The sequence below is a fragment of the Alkalicoccobacillus gibsonii genome (assembly GCF_016798245.1).
GTDB lineage: Bacteria > Bacillota > Bacilli > Bacillales > Bacillaceae_D > Alkalicoccobacillus > Alkalicoccobacillus gibsonii.
Map to the genome: position 1 here is coordinate 61659 of NZ_JAEUZA010000004.1, position 18125 is coordinate 79783.

General features: G+C 40.3%; 20 protein-coding genes. 15 read left to right on the forward strand and 5 right to left on the reverse strand.

What is annotated here, in order from left to right; genetic code table 11:
* Positions 1–184 precede the first annotated feature (184 nt).
* Positions 185–1117 (reverse strand): cysteine synthase A, encoded by a 933-nt coding sequence (gene cysK / locus JNO66_RS15385; RefSeq protein ID WP_203089478.1) that lies wholly within the window; start codon positions 1115–1117, stop codon positions 185–187.
* Between the two features lie 109 nt (positions 1118–1226).
* Between cysK and thpR the strand changes: the two genes are divergently transcribed.
* The 5 genes from thpR to JNO66_RS15410 all read left to right on the forward strand — a co-directional run bounded on the left by thpR (position 1227) and on the right by JNO66_RS15410 (position 4280).
* On the forward strand, positions 1227–1781 hold the full coding sequence (gene thpR / locus JNO66_RS15390; protein ID WP_203089480.1) for an RNA 2',3'-cyclic phosphodiesterase: 555 nt from the start codon (positions 1227–1229) through the stop codon (positions 1779–1781).
* A complete protein-coding gene (locus tag JNO66_RS15395) occupies positions 1778–2146 on the forward strand; it encodes a CidA/LrgA family protein (RefSeq protein WP_203089483.1) in 369 nt (122 codons plus the stop codon). Before thpR ends, JNO66_RS15395 begins: the two co-directional genes overlap by 4 nt.
* Complete coding sequence (locus JNO66_RS15400) at positions 2146–2826, forward strand: LrgB family protein (RefSeq protein WP_203089485.1); 681 nt, start codon at positions 2146–2148, stop codon at positions 2824–2826. Before JNO66_RS15395 ends, JNO66_RS15400 begins: the two co-directional genes overlap by 1 nt.
* A gap of 104 nt (positions 2827–2930) precedes the next feature.
* A complete protein-coding gene (locus tag JNO66_RS20935; RefSeq protein WP_203089487.1) occupies positions 2931–3851 on the forward strand; it encodes a nuclease-related domain-containing protein in 921 nt (306 codons plus the stop codon).
* A 111-nt stretch (positions 3852–3962) separates the two neighbouring features.
* Positions 3963–4280 (forward strand): type II toxin-antitoxin system HicB family antitoxin, encoded by a 318-nt coding sequence (locus tag JNO66_RS15410; protein ID WP_203089489.1) that lies wholly within the window; start codon positions 3963–3965, stop codon positions 4278–4280.
* 38 nt (positions 4281–4318) lie between these two features.
* Here JNO66_RS15410 and purU read toward each other — a convergent pair whose 3' ends face one another.
* Positions 4319–5191, reverse strand: coding sequence for a formyltetrahydrofolate deformylase (gene purU / locus JNO66_RS15415; protein ID WP_203089491.1), 873 nt, complete (start codon positions 5189–5191; stop codon positions 4319–4321).
* Positions 5192–5360: 169 nt separating this feature from the next.
* On the opposite strand from purU, the gene pulA reads away from it, so the two are divergent.
* Entirely contained in the window at positions 5361–7493 is a 2133-nt protein-coding gene (gene pulA / locus JNO66_RS15420; RefSeq protein ID WP_203089493.1) for a type I pullulanase, read from the forward strand.
* 145 nt (positions 7494–7638) lie between these two features.
* Positions 7639–8415, forward strand: coding sequence for a phosphotransferase (locus tag JNO66_RS15425; protein ID WP_246483331.1), 777 nt, complete (start codon positions 7639–7641; stop codon positions 8413–8415).
* A 71-nt stretch (positions 8416–8486) separates the two neighbouring features.
* Here the strand turns inward: JNO66_RS15425 and JNO66_RS15430 are convergent, their stop codons facing one another.
* Positions 8487–8744, reverse strand: coding sequence for a YtzH-like family protein (locus tag JNO66_RS15430; RefSeq protein WP_203089495.1), 258 nt, complete (start codon positions 8742–8744; stop codon positions 8487–8489).
* Between the two features lie 79 nt (positions 8745–8823).
* Here JNO66_RS15430 and trmB point away from each other — a divergent pair, with 79 nt between their 5' ends.
* Positions 8824–9465: a tRNA (guanosine(46)-N7)-methyltransferase TrmB gene (gene trmB / locus JNO66_RS15435; RefSeq protein ID WP_203089497.1), complete on the forward strand. Its 642-nt coding sequence runs from the start codon at positions 8824–8826 to the stop codon at positions 9463–9465.
* Between the two features lie 44 nt (positions 9466–9509).
* Here the strand turns inward: trmB and JNO66_RS15440 are convergent, their stop codons facing one another.
* Complete coding sequence (locus tag JNO66_RS15440) at positions 9510–9812, reverse strand: PepSY domain-containing protein (protein ID WP_246483320.1); 303 nt, start codon at positions 9810–9812, stop codon at positions 9510–9512.
* Positions 9813–10045: 233 nt separating this feature from the next.
* Between JNO66_RS15440 and JNO66_RS15445 the strand changes: the two genes are divergently transcribed.
* Together JNO66_RS15445 and JNO66_RS15450 are read left to right on the forward strand one after the other, a co-directional pair.
* Positions 10046–11122, forward strand: a complete 1077-nt coding sequence (locus JNO66_RS15445) for a M42 family metallopeptidase (RefSeq protein WP_203089501.1) — start codon at positions 10046–10048, stop codon at positions 11120–11122.
* A complete protein-coding gene (locus JNO66_RS15450; RefSeq protein WP_203089503.1) occupies positions 11119–11661 on the forward strand; it encodes a DUF84 family protein in 543 nt (180 codons plus the stop codon). Before JNO66_RS15445 ends, JNO66_RS15450 begins: the two co-directional genes overlap by 4 nt.
* A 44-nt stretch (positions 11662–11705) precedes the next feature.
* On the opposite strand, the gene JNO66_RS15455 is transcribed toward JNO66_RS15450, so the two are convergent.
* Positions 11706–12146 (reverse strand): YtoQ family protein, encoded by a 441-nt coding sequence (locus JNO66_RS15455; protein WP_203089506.1) that lies wholly within the window; start codon positions 12144–12146, stop codon positions 11706–11708.
* A gap of 145 nt (positions 12147–12291) precedes the next feature.
* Between JNO66_RS15455 and JNO66_RS15460 the strand changes: the two genes are divergently transcribed.
* The 5 genes from JNO66_RS15460 (at position 12292) to JNO66_RS20840 (ending at position 18048) form a co-directional block, all read left to right on the forward strand.
* Positions 12292–13314 carry a PTS transporter subunit IIC gene (locus JNO66_RS15460; protein ID WP_203089507.1) on the forward strand — a complete coding sequence of 341 codons (1023 nt, stop codon included), beginning with the start codon at positions 12292–12294 and terminating at the stop codon, positions 13312–13314.
* A 12-nt stretch (positions 13315–13326) separates the two neighbouring features.
* Positions 13327–13653, forward strand: coding sequence for a thioredoxin family protein (locus JNO66_RS15465; RefSeq protein ID WP_203089508.1), 327 nt, complete (start codon positions 13327–13329; stop codon positions 13651–13653).
* 88 nt (positions 13654–13741) lie between these two features.
* Positions 13742–14611: a DUF1444 family protein gene (locus tag JNO66_RS15470; protein WP_307730740.1), complete on the forward strand. Its 870-nt coding sequence runs from the start codon at positions 13742–13744 to the stop codon at positions 14609–14611.
* A gap of 51 nt (positions 14612–14662) precedes the next feature.
* Positions 14663–15268, forward strand: coding sequence for a YtpR family tRNA-binding protein (gene ytpR / locus JNO66_RS15475; protein WP_203089509.1), 606 nt, complete (start codon positions 14663–14665; stop codon positions 15266–15268).
* A 146-nt stretch (positions 15269–15414) separates the two neighbouring features.
* Positions 15415–18048: a DNA translocase FtsK gene (locus JNO66_RS20840; protein WP_308807452.1), complete on the forward strand. Its 2634-nt coding sequence runs from the start codon at positions 15415–15417 to the stop codon at positions 18046–18048.
* Positions 18049–18125 lie beyond the last annotated feature (77 nt).

The following is an 18125-nucleotide window of genomic DNA, read 5'->3' on the forward strand; positions in this document are numbered from 1 at the left end:
TTGTGTATTTTCATGTAATGACAAACTATACGAATGAAAAACCGAACATTGTATTCAGGTGAACGTTCCGACTTTATTAAAAATGTTGCTGAATTCGTTTCTGTTACTGGATAGAAGATCAAATCCCTTTGAACAAAACCGAACATTGAATGAATCTGTATGGAAAATGTTCACTATGCATCCTTTACTCAAAAGTAAATAAGTCAGTTGAAAGATATCGCTCTCCTGTGTCACATGCAATCGCGACTACCGTATCGTGAGGGCTTAAACGCTTAGCCACTTCTAAAGCTGCGAAGCAAGCAGCTCCGGAAGAGGGACCAACTAATATGCCTTCTTCACGTGCAAGTGCTCGTGTCACACGATAAGCATCTTCGTCCTTAATTTTTTGGATCTCGTTATACACCTCTGTATTTAGAATGGGAGGTATAAATCCTGGGCTTGTCCCAACTAATTTATGAGGACCTGGTTTTCCACCTGAAAGCACTGGAGAGCCAGCTGGTTCAACTACATGGATGGTCACATCAGGGTAGAGTTCTTTTAATTCCTCCCCCGTACCTGTCACAGTTCCTCCCGTTCCAGAGGCAGCAACAAATGCTGAAAGCTTTCGATCAACCTGATCCAACGATCGTTTAATTTCATGTGCTGTTGTTTTCCGGTGTGCATCTGGGTTTGAGGGGTTCTCAAACTGCATTGGCATAAAGCTATTTGGAATTTCCTTTACAAGTTCATGTGCCTTTTCAATGGCACCAGGCATTTTCTTTTCGCCATCTGTAAGGACAACTTTGGCTCCGTAAGCTTTTAACAAATTAATACGTTCCTGTGACATCGTATCTGGCATAACGAGAATGGATTTATAACCTCTTGCAGCAGCGTTCATTGCGATACCAATTCCGGTATTTCCGCTTGTTGGTTCAATAATCGTTGAACCAGGTTTTAAAAGACCACTTTTTTCTGCTTCAGCAATCATATTAAAAGCAGCTCGATCTTTAACTGAACCACTTGGGTTTTGCGATTCCATTTTTAAATACACTGCTGCTCCATTAGTGTCTGCCACACGTTGTAAGCGAACGAGAGGAGTATTTCCGATCAGTTCTGCTATGTTGTTATATACGTTCATGCTTCCACTCCTTTGAATCAATGACTGGTAATAGTTTATCATAAGACTAAGGATTCTATGATGAATTAGTCTCCCCGAAAAAATACAGCTCGAAAGTAGGGTACATTCGTTGGATGATCACTTTTTTATTGCATTACCTTTACCAGAAAAAATAAAACAACATCTCAAGGAACAACTAAGAAAAACGTGGCATGAAAATGGCTTTCAAAAGTGGGTTCACGAGGAGGACTATCACATCACGCTCGTATTTTTAGGAGCGGTCTCAAACGAGCAAAGACTGGAGATCGTGCGTTTACTTCGTGAACAGATTAGTCATTGGAAGCCTATAACATTGAAACTCCATAAGATGGGTACATTTGGATTGCCAAAAGCTCCACGTATCTATTGGGTAGGGGTAGAAGAGAATAGCGATTTAATGAGACTTCAAAAGGATATTCAGGATATTGTGGCTTCTTGTGGAATTCGAGTGGATAGTCGTCCTTATTCACCTCATATAACAGTCGCTCGAAAATGGAACAAAGAAACGAATTATGAAGCTAAACACGTGACCTTATTCGATAAACCATTTACAATCTCTCATGTGGATCTGTTTCAGTCCTTCCTAAAATCTGAACCGAAGTACAAACCCATCCACACATTACATCTAGGACGTGTTGACACATGAGAATCATTGCACGAATGGCAATACACCTGCTTATCTTAAGCGGGTTTTATCTTTTGGGGCTCGGCTTGCAATCGTGGCTGTCTATCCCTTTCCCGGGAAGTTTAATTGGTATGCTTCTTTTGTTGGTCTGCTTAATAAGTGGAGTGATCCCAGAAAGATTTGTTGATCTAGGAGCATCTTATCTACTTAAACATCTTTCGTTATTATTCGTTCCTATCATTGCAGGAGTTGTTGTTTTCCCTATTCTTTTCACAAGACATGGACTTATATTAATCTTAATAACAATGTTCAGCACAATGATGATTATTATCGTATCTGGATTAGTTAGCCAGTCCTTTGCACGAAAACAAGAAAGGAAATCCTAATGATTAATCTGTTACTTATGACCAGCTTAACTCTTCTTTGCTATGTTGGAGGAAGATGGATCTATCGACTATTTCCGAATCCGTTATTGCTACCGGTCATTACGGCAACGATTCTACTTTTATTTATTTTATTTTTGTTTGATATTCCGTATGAAACGTATATAGATGGTGCTGGGTGGCTTGAGTATGTTATTGGAATTGCTGTTGTGGCATTGGCTTATCCGTTATATAGACAACTAGCTATCCTTAAAAAATACCGAGTTTCGTTACTCATTGGAACAGCGGTTGGATCAGTAATCGGAGTGTTTAGCACATTTTTACTAACGAGCTTATTAGGTGTGGATCAAGGGACGATTGCTTCGCTCTTACCAAAATCCGTTACAACAGCAGTTGCTATTGATTTGGCTGAAACGGCGGGTGGGGAGTCTTCACTTGCTGCTATTTTTGTGACAGTGGCTGGAGTGACCGGAACCATTCTTTATCCACTGATCTGCAAATGGGTTCGAATTGAGCACGTTGTTGGTCGAGGGGTTGCCGTTGGGAGTGCGTCACACGCAATTGGTACAGCAAAAGCTCTTGAATTTAGTGAGGAAGAAGGAGCGATTAGCTCTGTAGCGATGACTCTATGTGCGATCATGGTTTCCATTCTTATACCTATTGTCGCGATGATCTGGTTTTAAGTGGAGGAAATGTTCGGCTCTCTTGTTCATTAATATGATAAACTAAATGAAAACGAATCTTGCGAGAGTGCCTGAGTCGCAAGCAGTCAACAGGAGGCGGAGCTGTGGCTCACATTATTCGTATTTCTGATTATACATCACGTTATCAAACGGATATTCAACGATATTCTAGCCAATTCACTCGTATGAAAAAGGAACGCTGGCATTATATGCAAGAATCTTGGAAAAGAGAATTCGCTGAAACCATTCGTCTTGAATACGAAGATTTATCAGAATCCTCAGCGATTGCTGAAGTCTGGTCAAAGGCTGTGAACAAAGTTCGGAACTGGACAACGGGAATACATGAACAAAAGAACGAAAAAGAGAGAGAACATGAAGCGTTTCAACAAACAAAGCAAGTGTTTAGAAATGAAACCTTTGAAAAGCAATTGCTTTGGGCTGGAATTCCTGACGAGGATCCGTTAAATCAGGATATGATCATAGACTGGAAGCATGATGAGTGGTTAAAACAACTTGGTATTGAGCTTCCTGACAATTGCTTCTTGTTTTATAAACCCGTACTCTATGTGAAGAAAGCTGAAATAGAACTAGATACGATATTAATTACCCCTACTGAGATCATATGTCTAACCTGCTTAGATGGGGAAGAATTAAGTGTATTTGAAGTGAGCTCAGATCGATATTGGATTGAATACGTGAACCAAGAACGTCGTAAACGACTTAGTCCAATTCCTGCTCTTGAGAGAATGGAGCGAGTCATAGGGAACATTCTCGCTCAGCATGATCGAAGTATGCCTATTCGAAGTGTGGTCATTGCAGCTAACTCAATTATTGATCATAGGACGATCGGAATGAAGGTTGATTTTCTAGACAAGCGATCATTCTCTGATTGGAAATTAAAGCTTGTTCAATCAAATGTTCCGTTAAAGCATCAACAAGTAAAGGCATGTGAAACGCTACTTCAGTATTGTGAAAGTAGGGAGTCAATAGAACCAAATTTAGCTAAACCTGAAATGTTCTCGTGAGATAGCATTGAAAGAGTTGGCTAGTCATCGTATAATAGGGAACTGGTTAAATAAATGCTCGTGAGAGAGATAGTGACTGTCCACGCAATAGTACGAGAGGAGAGTAGTTAGATGAGGACGGGAAGCGATCTTCTACACCAAGTGCGTCCTGAGGACTTCACTTGGTACCTTCGTCAAGTTCCGAATTGGATCGGAAACAAAGAATACATGATCGAACTTGAAGGAATTGATGGTTGTGTAAGTTTCGGTGAGACCATCAGAGAAGCTAAGAAAGGTTTATATGAAGCGCTTCACCTTTGGCTAAAACGTTACGGTGAAGAAGCTCTCCCAGTTGTTCAGAGCGACGGTGCTCAATTAATTCATCTTCTGCCTGAAATGACGGATGTTGAGGTGCGCTATATAAACGAAGAGCTGCAAAAGCTAATCTAATAAAAAAACTGATTCCAGTTGCGGAATCAGTTTTTTTATTAGGAAAAGACAATGGTTTTGTTTCCATGTATAATGACGCGGTCTTCGTGATGCCAATTTACCGCTCGGGCTAAGGCGATCCGTTCAACATTTCTTCCGGCCACTTTAAGCTCTGCACTCGAATAACGATGGTTTACTCGCATAATGTCCTGTTCAATGATTGGACCTTCATCCAGATCGTCTGTCACATAATGTGCTGTAGCACCAATTAGTTTCACACCACGTTCAAATGCCTTTGCATATGGGTTTGCACCAATAAAAGCAGGTAGGAATGAATGGTGAATGTTAATAATTTTTTTCGGGAATTCTTGAACAAAGGTTGGTGAAAGAATTTGCATATAACGGGCCAAGACAACAAAGTCAGCATCATGTTCTTTAATTAAATCAATCGCTTTTCTCTCTGCTTCCTGCTTACGTCCTTTTTCAACTGGAATATGGACAAATGGAATGCCATATCCTTCTACTTCCTCTTTTTGATCTGGATGATTACTGATCACAAGCGGAATATCTACGTGTAATTCGCCTGCTTTCCATTTCCAAAGGAGCTCTAATAAACAATGATTTTCCTTCGAAACGAAAATAACCATCTTCTTTTTGCGAGTTGCACGTTCCATTCGCCAGTCAAACTCAAACTCAGATGCGATTTCTACAAAACGTTCTTTTATTTGGTCAAAGTGATCGTTTTTTGAAGACCAGTCAAACTCAATACGCATGAAAAACATACCGCCCTCTGGATCGGTTGTATATTGATCCGACTGAACAATGTTTGCCCCTTGTTTTTGTAAGAAGCTTGAGATAGACGCGACAATTCCAGGTTGGTCAAGGCAAGCAACCAACAAACGTCCTCGATTAGTAGGTAAAGATTGGATCATGATGTTCCCTCCACAATATGAATAGCACCCAACAAAAAATAAGCGCATGATCGATTCTTTTCTTACATAGGCTTGCTACAGTAAGTCATTTTACTTACCATTCCTCTAACATCCATTAATATGTAAGGTTAGATCATAATGCAACTTATACGGGAAGGAGCTTTTCTTATTGAAGCAAACGACATACCCTACTGTCAATTCTCTTTTTATAAAGGCAGAGTTAATCCATATGCAGGTGGTCAGAGTTGTTTGCAGTAGAAGGCTGACTAAACAGGAACAAGAAAGGCTCTTGATCATATCTGATGAGGGTCCCATTTTCTTTACCATACAAAATCAACAGAACTCATGTCTGACTTTGTGCTTATCCAACTCCTTTCCGTTTGGCTCTCTTTGCATGGTAGGTTTCACGGGTGCCCTTGTTCCCATTCAGATAAAGGATGTTGTTCGTACACATCAGTTTGATCGGCAGTTTGAGTACACAGTAAACGATTTAGGTTTGAGTTATACGACGGAGGGCTCGACGTTTAAAGTATGGACGCCAACGGCCTATTGTGTTGAACTCATACTATTTAAGAGCTGGTTTACCCATACTTATGAATGCGTTCAATTAAAACGTGAAACAAGCGGAGTCTGGACATGTGAACTATTAGGAGATTACAGTGGATATTGGTATCAATATAGAGTATGTAACCCTGGAATCGAACCGGCTGATATTGTTGATCCCTATGCTAAATATGTATCCATAAACGGTCATAAAGCAATGATTGGCAAGCTAGCTCCATTACTAAATCAAAAATCGCTTGACGCGTTACCAAAAGAACAATCTATTCTCTATGAAATGCACGTTCGTGATTTTTCGGTAGCAAATTCGAGCGGCATAAAGGGAAAGGCTACATATAAAGGGTTGGTAGAGAGCGGAACGATAAACGAAGAAGGCTTTACAACTGGAATTGATTATGTAAAGCAGCTAGGGGTTACGCATGTTCAAATCATGCCGGTCCAGGAATTTCCGACAGCCGATGAAAGTAATCTGTTTAAATCCTATAACTGGGGATATGATACCACTCATTTTTTTGCTATAGAGGGTAGCTACTCGGAAGATCCATATCATGGATTTACTCGAGTATTAGAGTTAAGGGAAACCATCAATGAGTTTCATAAGCAAGATATAAGAGTGATTTTAGATGTGGTTTACAACCATGTGTATATATGGGAGCGTTCTAATTTAGAAAAATTAGTTCCTAGCTATTATTTTAGACACACTTCATCCGGAGAGATCAGTAACGGAACAGGAGTGGGGAATGATCTTGCCACAGAAAAAAACATGGTTCGAAAATTAATAGTGGATTCCATTCGTTACATTATCAATGAGTTTAATATTGATGGATTGCGTTTTGACTTAATGGGAATCATCGATCTCAAAACAATGAACTTGATCGTTGATGTATGTAATGAGTATAAAAAAGGTTTTTTTCTTTTAGGAGAAGGGTGGAACCTACAAACTGCTTATCCTGATGACAAGCTGGCTATCCTAGAACAGGCGAAAAAGCTGCCTGGCATTTCGTTCTTTGATGATCAGTGTAGAGATGCATTAAAAGGTTCAATCTTTTCACTGCAGGACAAAGGGTTTGGCCATGAGAATAGTCAACCTGAAAGAGTAAAAGATGCGTTAGGTGGAGGACAGGCTCGATTTAATTCTCCTACTCAAGCTATTCATTATGCTGAAGTTCATGATAACCAAACCTTATGGGACCGTTTAGTAAAAATTTATCCAGATGAAGGTCAATCCATTATACAGCGTCGTCATAGGCTTTTAACGAGTATGATACTGCTCTCTCAAGGAATTCCCTTCATACATGCAGGACAGGAATTCTGTCGCACTAAATTTGGAATTGAGAACAGCTACGCTCATCCAGATTGGATTAATCAGATGGATTGGAATCGACGGACAAGTTACAACGCCCACGTCAGCTATGTGAGAGGATTAATTAAGCTTAGGAAGTCGTATAAAGGGTTTCAGTTGAATACCTTTGAAGAAATAAATGATCAAATGATCTGGTTAAAAACTGAATCTGATTTTATGGTGTACCAATTACAGCACTATTCAAACAATCGTTGTTACTCTCAAAAAATGCTCGTTTTTCATAATGGAAGCCTTCAGGAAAAAACGTTGAATTGTAAAGTTTCAGGGATATGGCAAGTTTGCGTTGACGAAAAAGCTGCTTCTTTGGTACCATTGTATTCACTGCGTGGAGAAGAGCTTAAAGTCTCTCCGCTTTCTACACTGGTTTGTATTCAGTAGTATGAGTAGAGCTAGACAACGTGGCAGCTCTGCTTATTTTCGTTGATTTTTTACAAACGTTCTTGGTTCATTAGCTCAAATGCGATATAATTATATGAATGTGACCGATATATTTGAAAAGTAGAGGAAATTGAAGGTGAATGGGTTGGAAATGTTTTTAGGAGATGGCTGGGAGGTTCAACCGGCCGGAGGTGCAACAGGAGAAGCATATGTAGCCCGGCGAGGTGACCATCAGGTCTTTTTGAAACGAAATTCATCACCTTTTCTAGCGGTTCTTTCAGCTGAAGGCATAGTTCCGAAGCTGTTATGGACAAGACGCTTAGAGAACGGCGATGTCATTACGGCTCAAAGATGGGTTGAAGGTAAAGAATTAAAGGCCTATCAAATGAAGGATAGCCAAGTGGCCAATCTTCTCTCTACCATTCATGGATCGAGCGAATTACTTGATATGTTTAAAAGGATTGGTAATGAACCTCTCATTCCTGAAGTCATGTTAGAGAATTTGCATATTCAAACCGAATTGACGGGGTTGAACATAGATACGATTCAAGAAGGAATGACCTACCTCAGTAGGGAAATTGAAAAAGTAGTCAACTTTCCTAGTGTGGTGTGCCATTGTGATATCAACCATAATAATTGGATGGTAGATGACGAAACAAATAATTTGTATCTAATTGATTGGGATGGCGCAATGGTTGCCGATCCAGCTTTAGATATTGGATTGTTGTTGTACTCTTACATTGCAGAACAAGATTGGGAAGAATGGTTACATAACTATGGCATCCAGCTTGATCAGTCTCTTAGAGATCGGATGCACTGGTATGTTGTTGCTCAAACCATTACGCTAATTACTTGGCATTATGAACGAGGACAACCTGAAGAGGCTAAAAGGTTTGAAGAATACTTGGTTACGCTTCTATAATAGTAAGAAGCTCATCCATTCATCTGGATGAGCTTTTGTTATGAGTGTTATTTCCTGAGAAATGACGAGGATTATGTCGTTTGGTCTAGTGACAGTGAAGTCACCCAATCAGATACGTCATTCGTAAACGGTCGATTATCAAGCTGATGCTGCTCTTGAATCTGCTGAAGGGTTTGTAACATAGAAGGGTCTACGTTTGGATCTCTGGTTAAAGACTGAAGAAGTCGATCAATCTGATGAGCTTCTCCATCAGTCATGTACTGTTCTGTCGATTGATTTTGAAGTAGATCGCATAAAAGCTGTAATTTATGAGAATTTGAGAGGGTCATTTTGTTGACTCCTTTTTAAATGATTTGATGTTAATGTCACCATTTATGCAGTTAATATACAAAAGCAGGAGGATTAAAAATGAGATTAAGACATAAGCCATGGGCATCTGATGAATTAAAAAAACGAGATCACATTGTCATTCAAAATCCAAAGGAAATGGCGGGAAATTGGAAGCAAACCTTTGGCGATTACGATGAAATTCATGTTGAAGTAGGAACAGGTAAAGGAAAGTTCTTAGCAGGGATGGGAGAACTTCATCCAAACATTTTATACATTGGTGTAGAAAAATATCAAAGTGTTTTATATACAGCAATGGAGCGGGTAGAAGAAGCAGGGCTTAACAACGTAAAATTGTTGAGCCAAGATGTAGCAGATTTAGCGGATTTCTTTGCTCCTGGCGAAGTAAATCGTTTTTACATCAACTTCACAGATCCTTGGCCAAAGTCTCGTCATGAGAAAAGAAGGCTTACGTATAAATTATTTTTAGCTTTATATGAGAGCCTTCTGGTAAAGCAGGGAGAAATTCATTTTAAAACCGATAATCAGGGCTTATTTGAATATTCACTGCATAGTTTTTCGCTTTATGGAATGATTTTAAATCAAGTGAGCTTGAACCTTCATGAGAGTGGAATCGAAGGAAATGTAATGACTGAGTACGAAGAGAAATTCTCAAAAAAACAAATGCGCATTTATCGGTGTGAAGCAAAATTTAGAAACTAAAAAAGAAATCCGAGAAAGGATATCCTTTCTCGGATTTCTTTTTGTTATGACTGAATGAATTCTAACAGTGTGCCATTTTTTGTTTCAACAATAAACTCAAATTGAACGGTGCCGTCTGGAGTAGAAGTAGACATTCCACCACGATAAACCTCGTACTGAAGTCCGTAACGTTCGACTGTTTCTGGATTCATATGAATCCATGATCCACTAATCGTATGCTGTGTAGCAGCTGTAGCTTTTGCTTTCTTTAAGGCCTTTTCTGGAGAAATTCGTTCCTTTGAAATAGTAGGACGAAGAAGATATCCCAAAGCAAACCCAATTCCTAAACCAAATGAGAGCTTTTTCAAGGTCAATCATTCCTTTCATAAGTAATCCGTCTATGTCTTATGTGTAGTACGATTGGATGATCTAATCATACCAGTAGTTAAAAATCTGTGCAAAGTTTGTCCATCGTGGAAGAATAAGATGATTTTTTGTTTGCGTAAGAAAGTAGCAATTTGAAATAAGATTCGATACACTAAGAGTATTGTACAACAATACATACAAAGATCAGTTACCCATAGAAAGTGAGGAGAAACGTATGAATCAAGAAACGTTATCTTTATTTAAAACGTTAACAGAACTCCAAGGAGCATCAGGATTTGAACATGAAGTTCGTCAGTTTGTCCGTCAAGAGTTATCAAAGTACACCGATGAAATTACACAAGATCGTTTAGGCAGTATTTTTGGTGTGAAGAGAGGAAATGAACAAGGTCCAACTGTTATGGTTGCAGGACATATGGACGAAGTTGGATTCATGGTCACCTCCATTAACAACAAGGGACTGATTAAGTTTCAAACGCTTGGTGGATGGTGGAGTCAAGTATTGCTAGCTCAACGTGTCCAAATTATGACGGATCAAGGTCCGATTATAGGTGTAATTGGTTCAACACCACCTCATTTACTTGAAGAAGGTCAACGGAATAAGCCAATGGACCTGAAACAAATGTACATTGATATAGGTGCAGATGACAAAGAGGATGCAATCAAGCTTGGTGTGATGCCTGGTCAACAAGTTGTGCCTGTAAGTGAGTTTACACCACTCGCGAATCCAAAGAAGATCTTAGCGAAAGCATGGGACAATCGGTACGGGGTTGGGCTTGCCATTGAATTACTAAAAGAACTTCAAGGGGAAGACATCCCAAATATCCTTTATTCCGGTGCAACGGTTCAAGAGGAAGTTGGTCTTCGTGGGGCTCAAACGGCTGCACAAATGATTAACCCTGACTTGTTCTACGCACTTGATGCAAGTCCTGCGAATGATGCTACAGGTGGAGCAGATGCATTCGGTCATTTAGGAAAAGGAGCCCTTCTACGTATTTTTGACCGCACGATGATTACGCACAAAGGAATGCGTGAGTTCGTTCTAGATACAGCTGAATCAAACAACATTCCATATCAATACTTTATTTCTCCAGGCGGAACGGATGCAGGAAGAGTTCATTTGGTTAATGAAGGCGTTCCATCAGCAGTAATAGGGATTTGCTCACGTTATATTCATACATCAGGCTCTATCATTCACATAGATGACTATGCAGCAGCAAAAGAACTATTGGTCAAACTAGTGAAGACATCGGACAAAGCAACGTTCGATTCGCTTATTGGTCATTCTTTATGAGTCCTTTGAATACAACCCAATTAACGGTTGCCATCGGAACGAAGAATCCAGCAAAGGTTCACGCGGTGAAAGAAACATTATTAAGTGAACCGCTCTCCTTTGTTTCAGTAGAAGTCCCTTCAGGTGTGAGTTGCCAACCTTTTTCTGATGATGAAACAAGACTTGGCGCATTAAATCGCGCGAAAGCAGCATTGGTTGAAGCTGAAACGGATTTAGCAATCGGACTTGAAGGTGGAGTCAGCGAAACAGAGACTGGCTCTCTAATGTTATGCAATTGGGGAGTTATGGTTGATAAGAAAGGCAAGGCATGGGAAGCAAGTGGATTAAAAATCCCTGTTCCAACAGATGTTAGTGATGGGCTGTTAAAGGGTCAAGAGCTCGGTTCAATCATGAACGAGCGTGCGAATGAGGAAGGAACAAACACAAGAGAAGGAGCAGTTGGTGCTTTTACATTAAACTGGATCTCACGTAAAGAGATGTTTAGTCACATTGTAAAAGCTCTATACGGTCAATACCTTGTTGAGCAACAAAATAAATAAAAAAAAAGGCGAGCTTTCCATAAGAATGGAGAGCTCGTCCTTTTTTATTCTTTTTCAAAGATATACGAAAGCGCAGAGATTGCTTGTTCTGGTGTTTCTACAACAACTTGTGCTTTGTTCGATAACTCCTTCAACGCATGGTGAAGCTTTTCTGGGCGGATTAAGATGAGTGGTTTACCTAATGCTACTGCTGTAGAAGCATCCATTGCCGTATTCCATTGGCGATAGGTTTCACTGAATAGCGCAACCACTACATCAGATTTCTGAAGAAGGACCTGAGTTCGTAAATTATTAATGCTTGAAGCCGCTTCATCTTTAAAAACGGCGTTCGGCTGTTCACCCATAATCTCTTCACCGATGTTATCAGAGCGATCGTGATGCTCCATTGGATGATAAAACGTAATGGGTAGATCCGTTGCTAGTTGTTTGATGGTTTCTCTCCATGAGCTGTGAATTTCTCCTGCAAGATAAACGTTTAATTCCATGCTAAATCACTCCTTTATTAGATTGGTAGTTAAAGTATACGAGTTTCAGTTGTTAAAAACAAAGCATCACACTTTTTAACAAGTGTCTTGTCAGGTGTAAAAGTTAAGAGTATGATGAGATAGGTAGATGACAGGGGGAGAAATCGTGAACGCATTTTTAAAAAGAAAAGGAGTTAGGCTTCATTGGCGTGTGTATTTTATAGATGCGATGGGGCAAATGGCTATAGGATTCTTTGCAACATTAATTATCGGACTTATTTTAAGTACTGCAGGTGAACAATTTGGATTGGACAGTCTCATACGCATTGGAGATTTAGCAATGTCCATGATGGGGCCAGCTATCGGCGCTGCTATTGCGCTAGGGCTCAAGGCACCTCGACTTGTTGTTCTTTCAGCCGTGGTGGCAGGAGCTGCAGGAGCGGAGTTTGGTGGTGTATCTGGGAGCTTCGTCGCTTCAGTCATAGCGGTTGAGTTAGGGAAGCTGATCAGTGGTGAAACGAAAATGGATATTATTCTTGTTCCCTTTGTTACAGTGATAAGCGGATATTTGGTTGGGTTCTTTGCAGGACCAGGTGTGCAAACAACAATGACTACGTTGGGGAATGCCATTATGTGGGCAGGTGAACAACAGCCGCTTATCATGTGTATTGTTGTAGCAAGTGTAATGGGGCTTGTTATTACTGGTCCGACTTCAAGCGCTGCTCTTGGAATGGTATTAGAGCTTGAAGGACCGATTGCTGGAGCTGCTACAATAGGCTGTGCAGCCCAAATGATTGGCTTTGCCGTCAGTGGATTCAGAGACAATCGCTTTTCAGGACTGATTCCATTAGGACTTGGGACCTCGATGCTTCTTCTTCCGAAGGTTATTCAAAAGCCGATTATTATCATTCCACCTCTAATAGCCGGCGCCATTTTAGCGCCAATCGGGGTTATTGTATTTGGAATAACAAACATACCTGCTGGAGCCGGAATGGGTACTAGTGGATTGGTAGGTCCAATTATGACGTTTCGAGATATGGGCTTTCATTCTTCGAGTGTGATTGCCGTTTTAATCTTTTATTTTATGGCTCCAGCATTTCTTAGTTTACTTTTCTCGGAATTGATGAGGAAAATGGGTTATATTAGAGATGGAGATATGAAAATCTACACATTATCTAAAGAAAGCTGAGGAGATTTAAAAATGGAACATGTAAAAGACTTAGAGCATTTTAAAAAGATTAGCGAGAGCGAAACTGCAGTATTTATGTTTTCAGCAGATTGGTGCCCGGACTGTCGTGTAATTGAGCCGTTTCTTCCACGAGTGGAAGCTGATTTTCCGACATTTAATTTCTATTATGTAGATCGTGATCAATTCATCGATTTATGTGGAGAGCTTAGCATTTTTGGCATTCCAAGCTTCTTAGCTTATGCAAATGGACAAGAAGTTCATCGCTTTGTAAGCAAGGACCGCAAAACACAAGAAGAGATTGAACAATTCTTGACCGAAGCTGAAGCAAAAAGCGTGTAACAGCAGAAAAACCTCTTTGGGACAAATCCTAAAGAGGTTTTTTTATGGACGAAATAAGATACGGTTTCGTTGGAAAGTTGCCATACACATGGTAAAATCGGTAAAGACTACAATGGATCGCTTACCGATTGGTAGGAAGGAAGAATACGATATGAATATGCAGGAATTTAGAAAGAAAATTGAAGCTCAGCTTGAGCATCCAGAATGGAACATCAAATACAATCAAAAAGAAGCTACACTTAGAATAGAAGATACGGTAACAAATAAAGGAGTCACACTCTCTTTGCGACCACTACTCGCAAAATGGGAAAGAGAAGAGTACGCAGGTGTAGACGAAGCGATTCGATATGTGAAGGTTGGACTTGAATCGATGCGTCAACAAGTTCAATTAAAAGGAAACGAATCTCATATTTTTCCGGTGATTCGAGCAGCTTCATTTCCTGAGGAATCAAAAGATGGCAAAAAGCTTGTTTTCCATGAGCATACGGCTGAAACAAGAGTTTATTATGCGCTTGATTTAGGACAATCGTACACTTTAATTGATCACTCTTTGCTGGAACAAAGTGATATTACTTCAGAATCCTTGAGGGAGATGGCTTTGTTTAATTTGCGCTCACTACCTCAGTCCTTCAAACAACAGGAAGTAGCAGGGAACACCTTTTACTTTATGAATGCAAAAGATGGCTATGAAGCTAGTCGAATTCTCGATCCCTCTTTAATTGAAGAAATGGGTAAAAAGGTGCAAGGCGAATTGGGCATTGCGATTCCACATCAAGACGCTTTGTTTTTTGTCGATCTTGTAAATGATACAGGGTATGATGTGATGGCACAAACGACTTTGACCTTTTTTGGACAAGGTAGAGTACCAGTCACAGCCCTTCCATTTTTAATGGGTGACAATGGAATTGAACCAGTGTTTATCATGGCACAAAAAAAACCTAAAGGCCCATCAAACTAAAAAGTACCTGTGTTATACTAGAAACTAGAAAAGAGATAAAGGAGCACCTTCATGAACGTATTTTATAATCTTAAAGGGGTAGGCGATACATTGCTGATTTCCCTTTTAAATATTGAAGTAGCAGAACAATCTTATGAGCGCACTGGAAACATAGCGAGAATTTTTGATACAGAAACAAACAAAACAATTGGATATAATGTGTTTAATGCTTCCACTTTTGGGGTAATAAATGATTCGGGAGTTGTTGAACTAACTGATTCCGTAAAGTCACTGATTAAAAATGCCTTTTCAAAAGAGGGGATGACTCTTTCATTTGATGGAGCAGATCAACCAACGTTTGTTGTTGGATATGTAACCTCTAAAGAAAAGCATCCTAATGCAGATAAGCTAGGGATTTGCCAAGTCGATGTAGGTCAGGAAACCTTACAAATCGTCTGTGGTGCTCCTAACGTAGAGGCAGGCCAGAAGGTTGTTGTTGCTCTTGTAGGAGCGGTCATGCCAAGTGGTCTACAAATTAAACAAGCCTCTCTGCGTGGCGTAGAGTCAAATGGAATGATTTGCTCAGCCAAAGAGCTTAATCTTCCGAATGCTCCTGAAGAAAAAGGAATTTTAGTACTTGACGACTCCTACGAAGCGGGTCAACCGTTTTCAAGATAAAAATAACAGCAGCCTAAAATGAAAAAGGCTGGTTTAGCAATAGGTCTCCTAAAGCAGCCTTTGTGCATGTGATAAAGCGATCTTACTGCTGCCGGCTTTTTTTTGTTCCAAGGAGCTTAGTGGTTAGAAAGCAGGTGAATGAAAGCGTGGAACCATTGAACCGTTTTCAAAAATGGATCCAACAAACATTCTTTGGATCAGAGCAGGATGTAGAGCCAGAAGATAAAGAACTGGCTGACAAAAAAGTAAATAAAGCCGAACGAAAATCTAGCTATTCTTCTTATCAAGAGTCAACAGATCTTACCCCTCGGATTACGTATCAATATGCAAAGTCTCGTGGTGTAAGGTTCCCTGTAGAGATGGAAGAACAGGCTAAGGAAATGATGAATGATCGAGCAGTGGATGAGACAAAATGGGAAAAGAAGTTTGGAACCGAAGCATCTCAACCAAAGGGCTCAAAGCGAATTCAATATTCTTATCAAGAAGATGTTGTGGAGAAAAAAGAGCGGGTTAAATTCAATAATCCTGATTTTAAACCAACGGCTATACCATCTCCGATTCATGGATTCAGGAAAGTCACGCCTAGTCAGCGAACACAGTTAACCCTACATAACTCTGAAGATGCGTTTCATTCAACACAAGGTGAGGCTCGCCCTACAGGCTCGTGGTTAAGAGAGCGACAAGAGCATAATAAACGGCTAGAGGACGCAGTGTTTGAAAAATTACGGAGACCTGTTAAACCTTTATCTGAATGGAATCATGAGGCTGGTCACACAGAACCAGTCGAGGAAGTTCAAGTGCACGAAATGGAACAGGTGAAAGCAGTTCAAGATCAAACAGAATTAAACGATGACGGTTCTTCACCTAATGAATCTTCTGAGTCTAGTTCCTTTGTAAAAAGTGAAATCATTATTGAAGAGCAAGCCTCTCAAGAAGATAGCATCAGTCAGGATGCGCAAACGGTTGAAGTAGATCAAGCTACTACTGTACATTACAATGAGATTGAAGTGTTGCCGATACCTGAGGATGAAATGAATGATTTTGTTGAGGACAACCAAGGCGAGTACCATGATCAAGTAGAAGTTGTCGTTGAAGAGCCGACCGTTGAAGACACCATTATTACTAATGAGAACAGCATAGCGTCTACTCAAATCGAAGAGGTTGAAATACAAGTGCAGACAGAGGTAACGAAACCTGAGTCAGCACCTGAACAAGTAGGAACCAAGGAATCGGTTAAAGCAGCTAAAGAGCAAGTGAAACCAAAAACGAATGGTAAACCTACGATCCCGTTTAATGTATTAATGATGCCTAAGGATAAGCAATCACAACCGGCTCAGCAAATGAAACAAACTTCTGATGATTCATATCAAAAACCTGGGATCCAGCTACTCCGTTATCCAGAGGCGAAACGAGCGACGGATAACGAATGGCTTGAAGAGCAAGCGACTCTACTTGAGGAAACGTTGCAAAGCTTTCATGTTGATGCGAAGGTTGTTCATACCACAATGGGACCATCTGTAACAAGGTATGAAATTCAGCCAGCCAGAGGCGTAAAAGTGAACAAAGTAACAAACTTAACAGATGATATAAAAATGGCTCTTTCTGCAAAAGAAATTAGAATTGAAGCGCCAATTCCCGGTAAGAACACAATCGGTATTGAAGTTCCAAACCTTCATCCTGAAGCGGTTTGGTTACGAGAGATTCTTAGACGTGATGTATTTATCCAACCGGACTCTCCAATGACTGTTGCTTTAGGGTTAGACATATCGGGTCAACCGATTGTCACAGATCTACGCAAAATGCCTCACGGTTTAGTGGCTGGAGCAACGGGTTCTGGAAAAAGTGTCTGTATTAATTCAATCCTAATTAGTCTTTTATATAAAGCGAGTCCAGATGAAGTGAAGCTTCTTCTTGTTGACCCGAAAATGGTTGAACTGGCTCCTTATAATGACGTTCCACATCTGGTTGCACCTGTTATTACCGACGCAAAGCAAGCAACGATCGCCTTGAAGTGGGTAGTTGGTGAGATGGAGCGTAGATATGAACAATTTAGTCAAAAAGGTGTCCGTGATGTAGGCAGATATAATGAGTTATACTCAGATAATCCAAACAAGCCGGCAATGCCTTATATTTTAGTTGTAATTGACGAATTAGCCGATCTTATGATGGTAGCACCACAAGATGTTGAAGATTCAATCTGTCGTATTGCTCAGAAAGCTCGAGCATGTGGAATTCACTTATTAGTTGCAACACAGCGTCCTTCAGTTGACGTCATTACTGGGTTAATCAAAGCGAATATTCCAACTCGAATTGCTTTCTCCGTTTCTTCTCAAACAGATTCCAGAACGATTCTTGATATGAACGGGGCCGAGAGATTACTTGGACGTGGTGATATGCTGTTTAACGAAAACGGTTCTCCAAAGCCTGTCCGTGTTCAAGGGACCTTTGTAACCGATGAAGAAATTGAAGATGTGATTGCACACGTGAAAAAGCAAAGAAAGCCAGAATTTTTACTCGACACGGAGCAAATGCAAAAAACAGTTGAACAGACAGAGCAGGAAGATGAGCTCTTTGAAGAAGCATGTTATCATGTGATTAATCAAGGAAATGCGTCAGCATCAAATCTTCAGAGAAGGTTTCGAATCGGGTATAACCGTGCAGCAAGATTAATTGATATGCTTGAAGCGAGGGGCGTTATCACAGGAGCAATGGGGAGTAAGCCAAGGCAGGTTCTCATTGATGAAATGTCTGTCGATAAGGTTCTTGGATACACTGACTAAGAAGCCCTTGTCTTAAGACCTCTTATTCTATATCATAGGGAGGGGTCAACATGCATGTTCGTGAAGGTTGTCAGACG

Coding starts and splice junctions, on each gene's coding strand:
- cysK (WP_203089478.1), bottom strand. CDS start 1,117: ATGAACGTATATAACAACATAGCAGAACTGATCGGAAATACTCCTCTC.
- JNO66_RS15395 (WP_203089483.1), top strand. CDS start 1,778: ATGAGAATCATTGCACGAATGGCAATACACCTGCTTATCTTAAGCGGG.
- JNO66_RS15400 (WP_203089485.1), top strand. CDS start 2,146: ATGATTAATCTGTTACTTATGACCAGCTTAACTCTTCTTTGCTATGTT.
- JNO66_RS15410 (WP_203089489.1), top strand. CDS start 3,963: ATGAGGACGGGAAGCGATCTTCTACACCAAGTGCGTCCTGAGGACTTC.
- purU (WP_203089491.1), bottom strand. CDS start 5,191: ATGATCCAATCTTTACCTACTAATCGAGGACGTTTGTTGGTTGCTTGC.
- JNO66_RS15430 (WP_203089495.1), bottom strand. CDS start 8,744: ATGACCCTCTCAAATTCTCATAAATTACAGCTTTTATGCGATCTACTT.
- trmB (WP_203089497.1), top strand. CDS start 8,824: ATGAGATTAAGACATAAGCCATGGGCATCTGATGAATTAAAAAAACGA.
- JNO66_RS15445 (WP_203089501.1), top strand. CDS start 10,046: ATGAATCAAGAAACGTTATCTTTATTTAAAACGTTAACAGAACTCCAA.
- JNO66_RS15450 (WP_203089503.1), top strand. CDS start 11,119: ATGAGTCCTTTGAATACAACCCAATTAACGGTTGCCATCGGAACGAAG.
- JNO66_RS15455 (WP_203089506.1), bottom strand. CDS start 12,146: ATGGAATTAAACGTTTATCTTGCAGGAGAAATTCACAGCTCATGGAGA.
- JNO66_RS15465 (WP_203089508.1), top strand. CDS start 13,327: ATGGAACATGTAAAAGACTTAGAGCATTTTAAAAAGATTAGCGAGAGC.
- JNO66_RS15470 (WP_307730740.1), top strand. CDS start 13,742: ATGGTAAAATCGGTAAAGACTACAATGGATCGCTTACCGATTGGTAGG.
- ytpR (WP_203089509.1), top strand. CDS start 14,663: ATGAACGTATTTTATAATCTTAAAGGGGTAGGCGATACATTGCTGATT.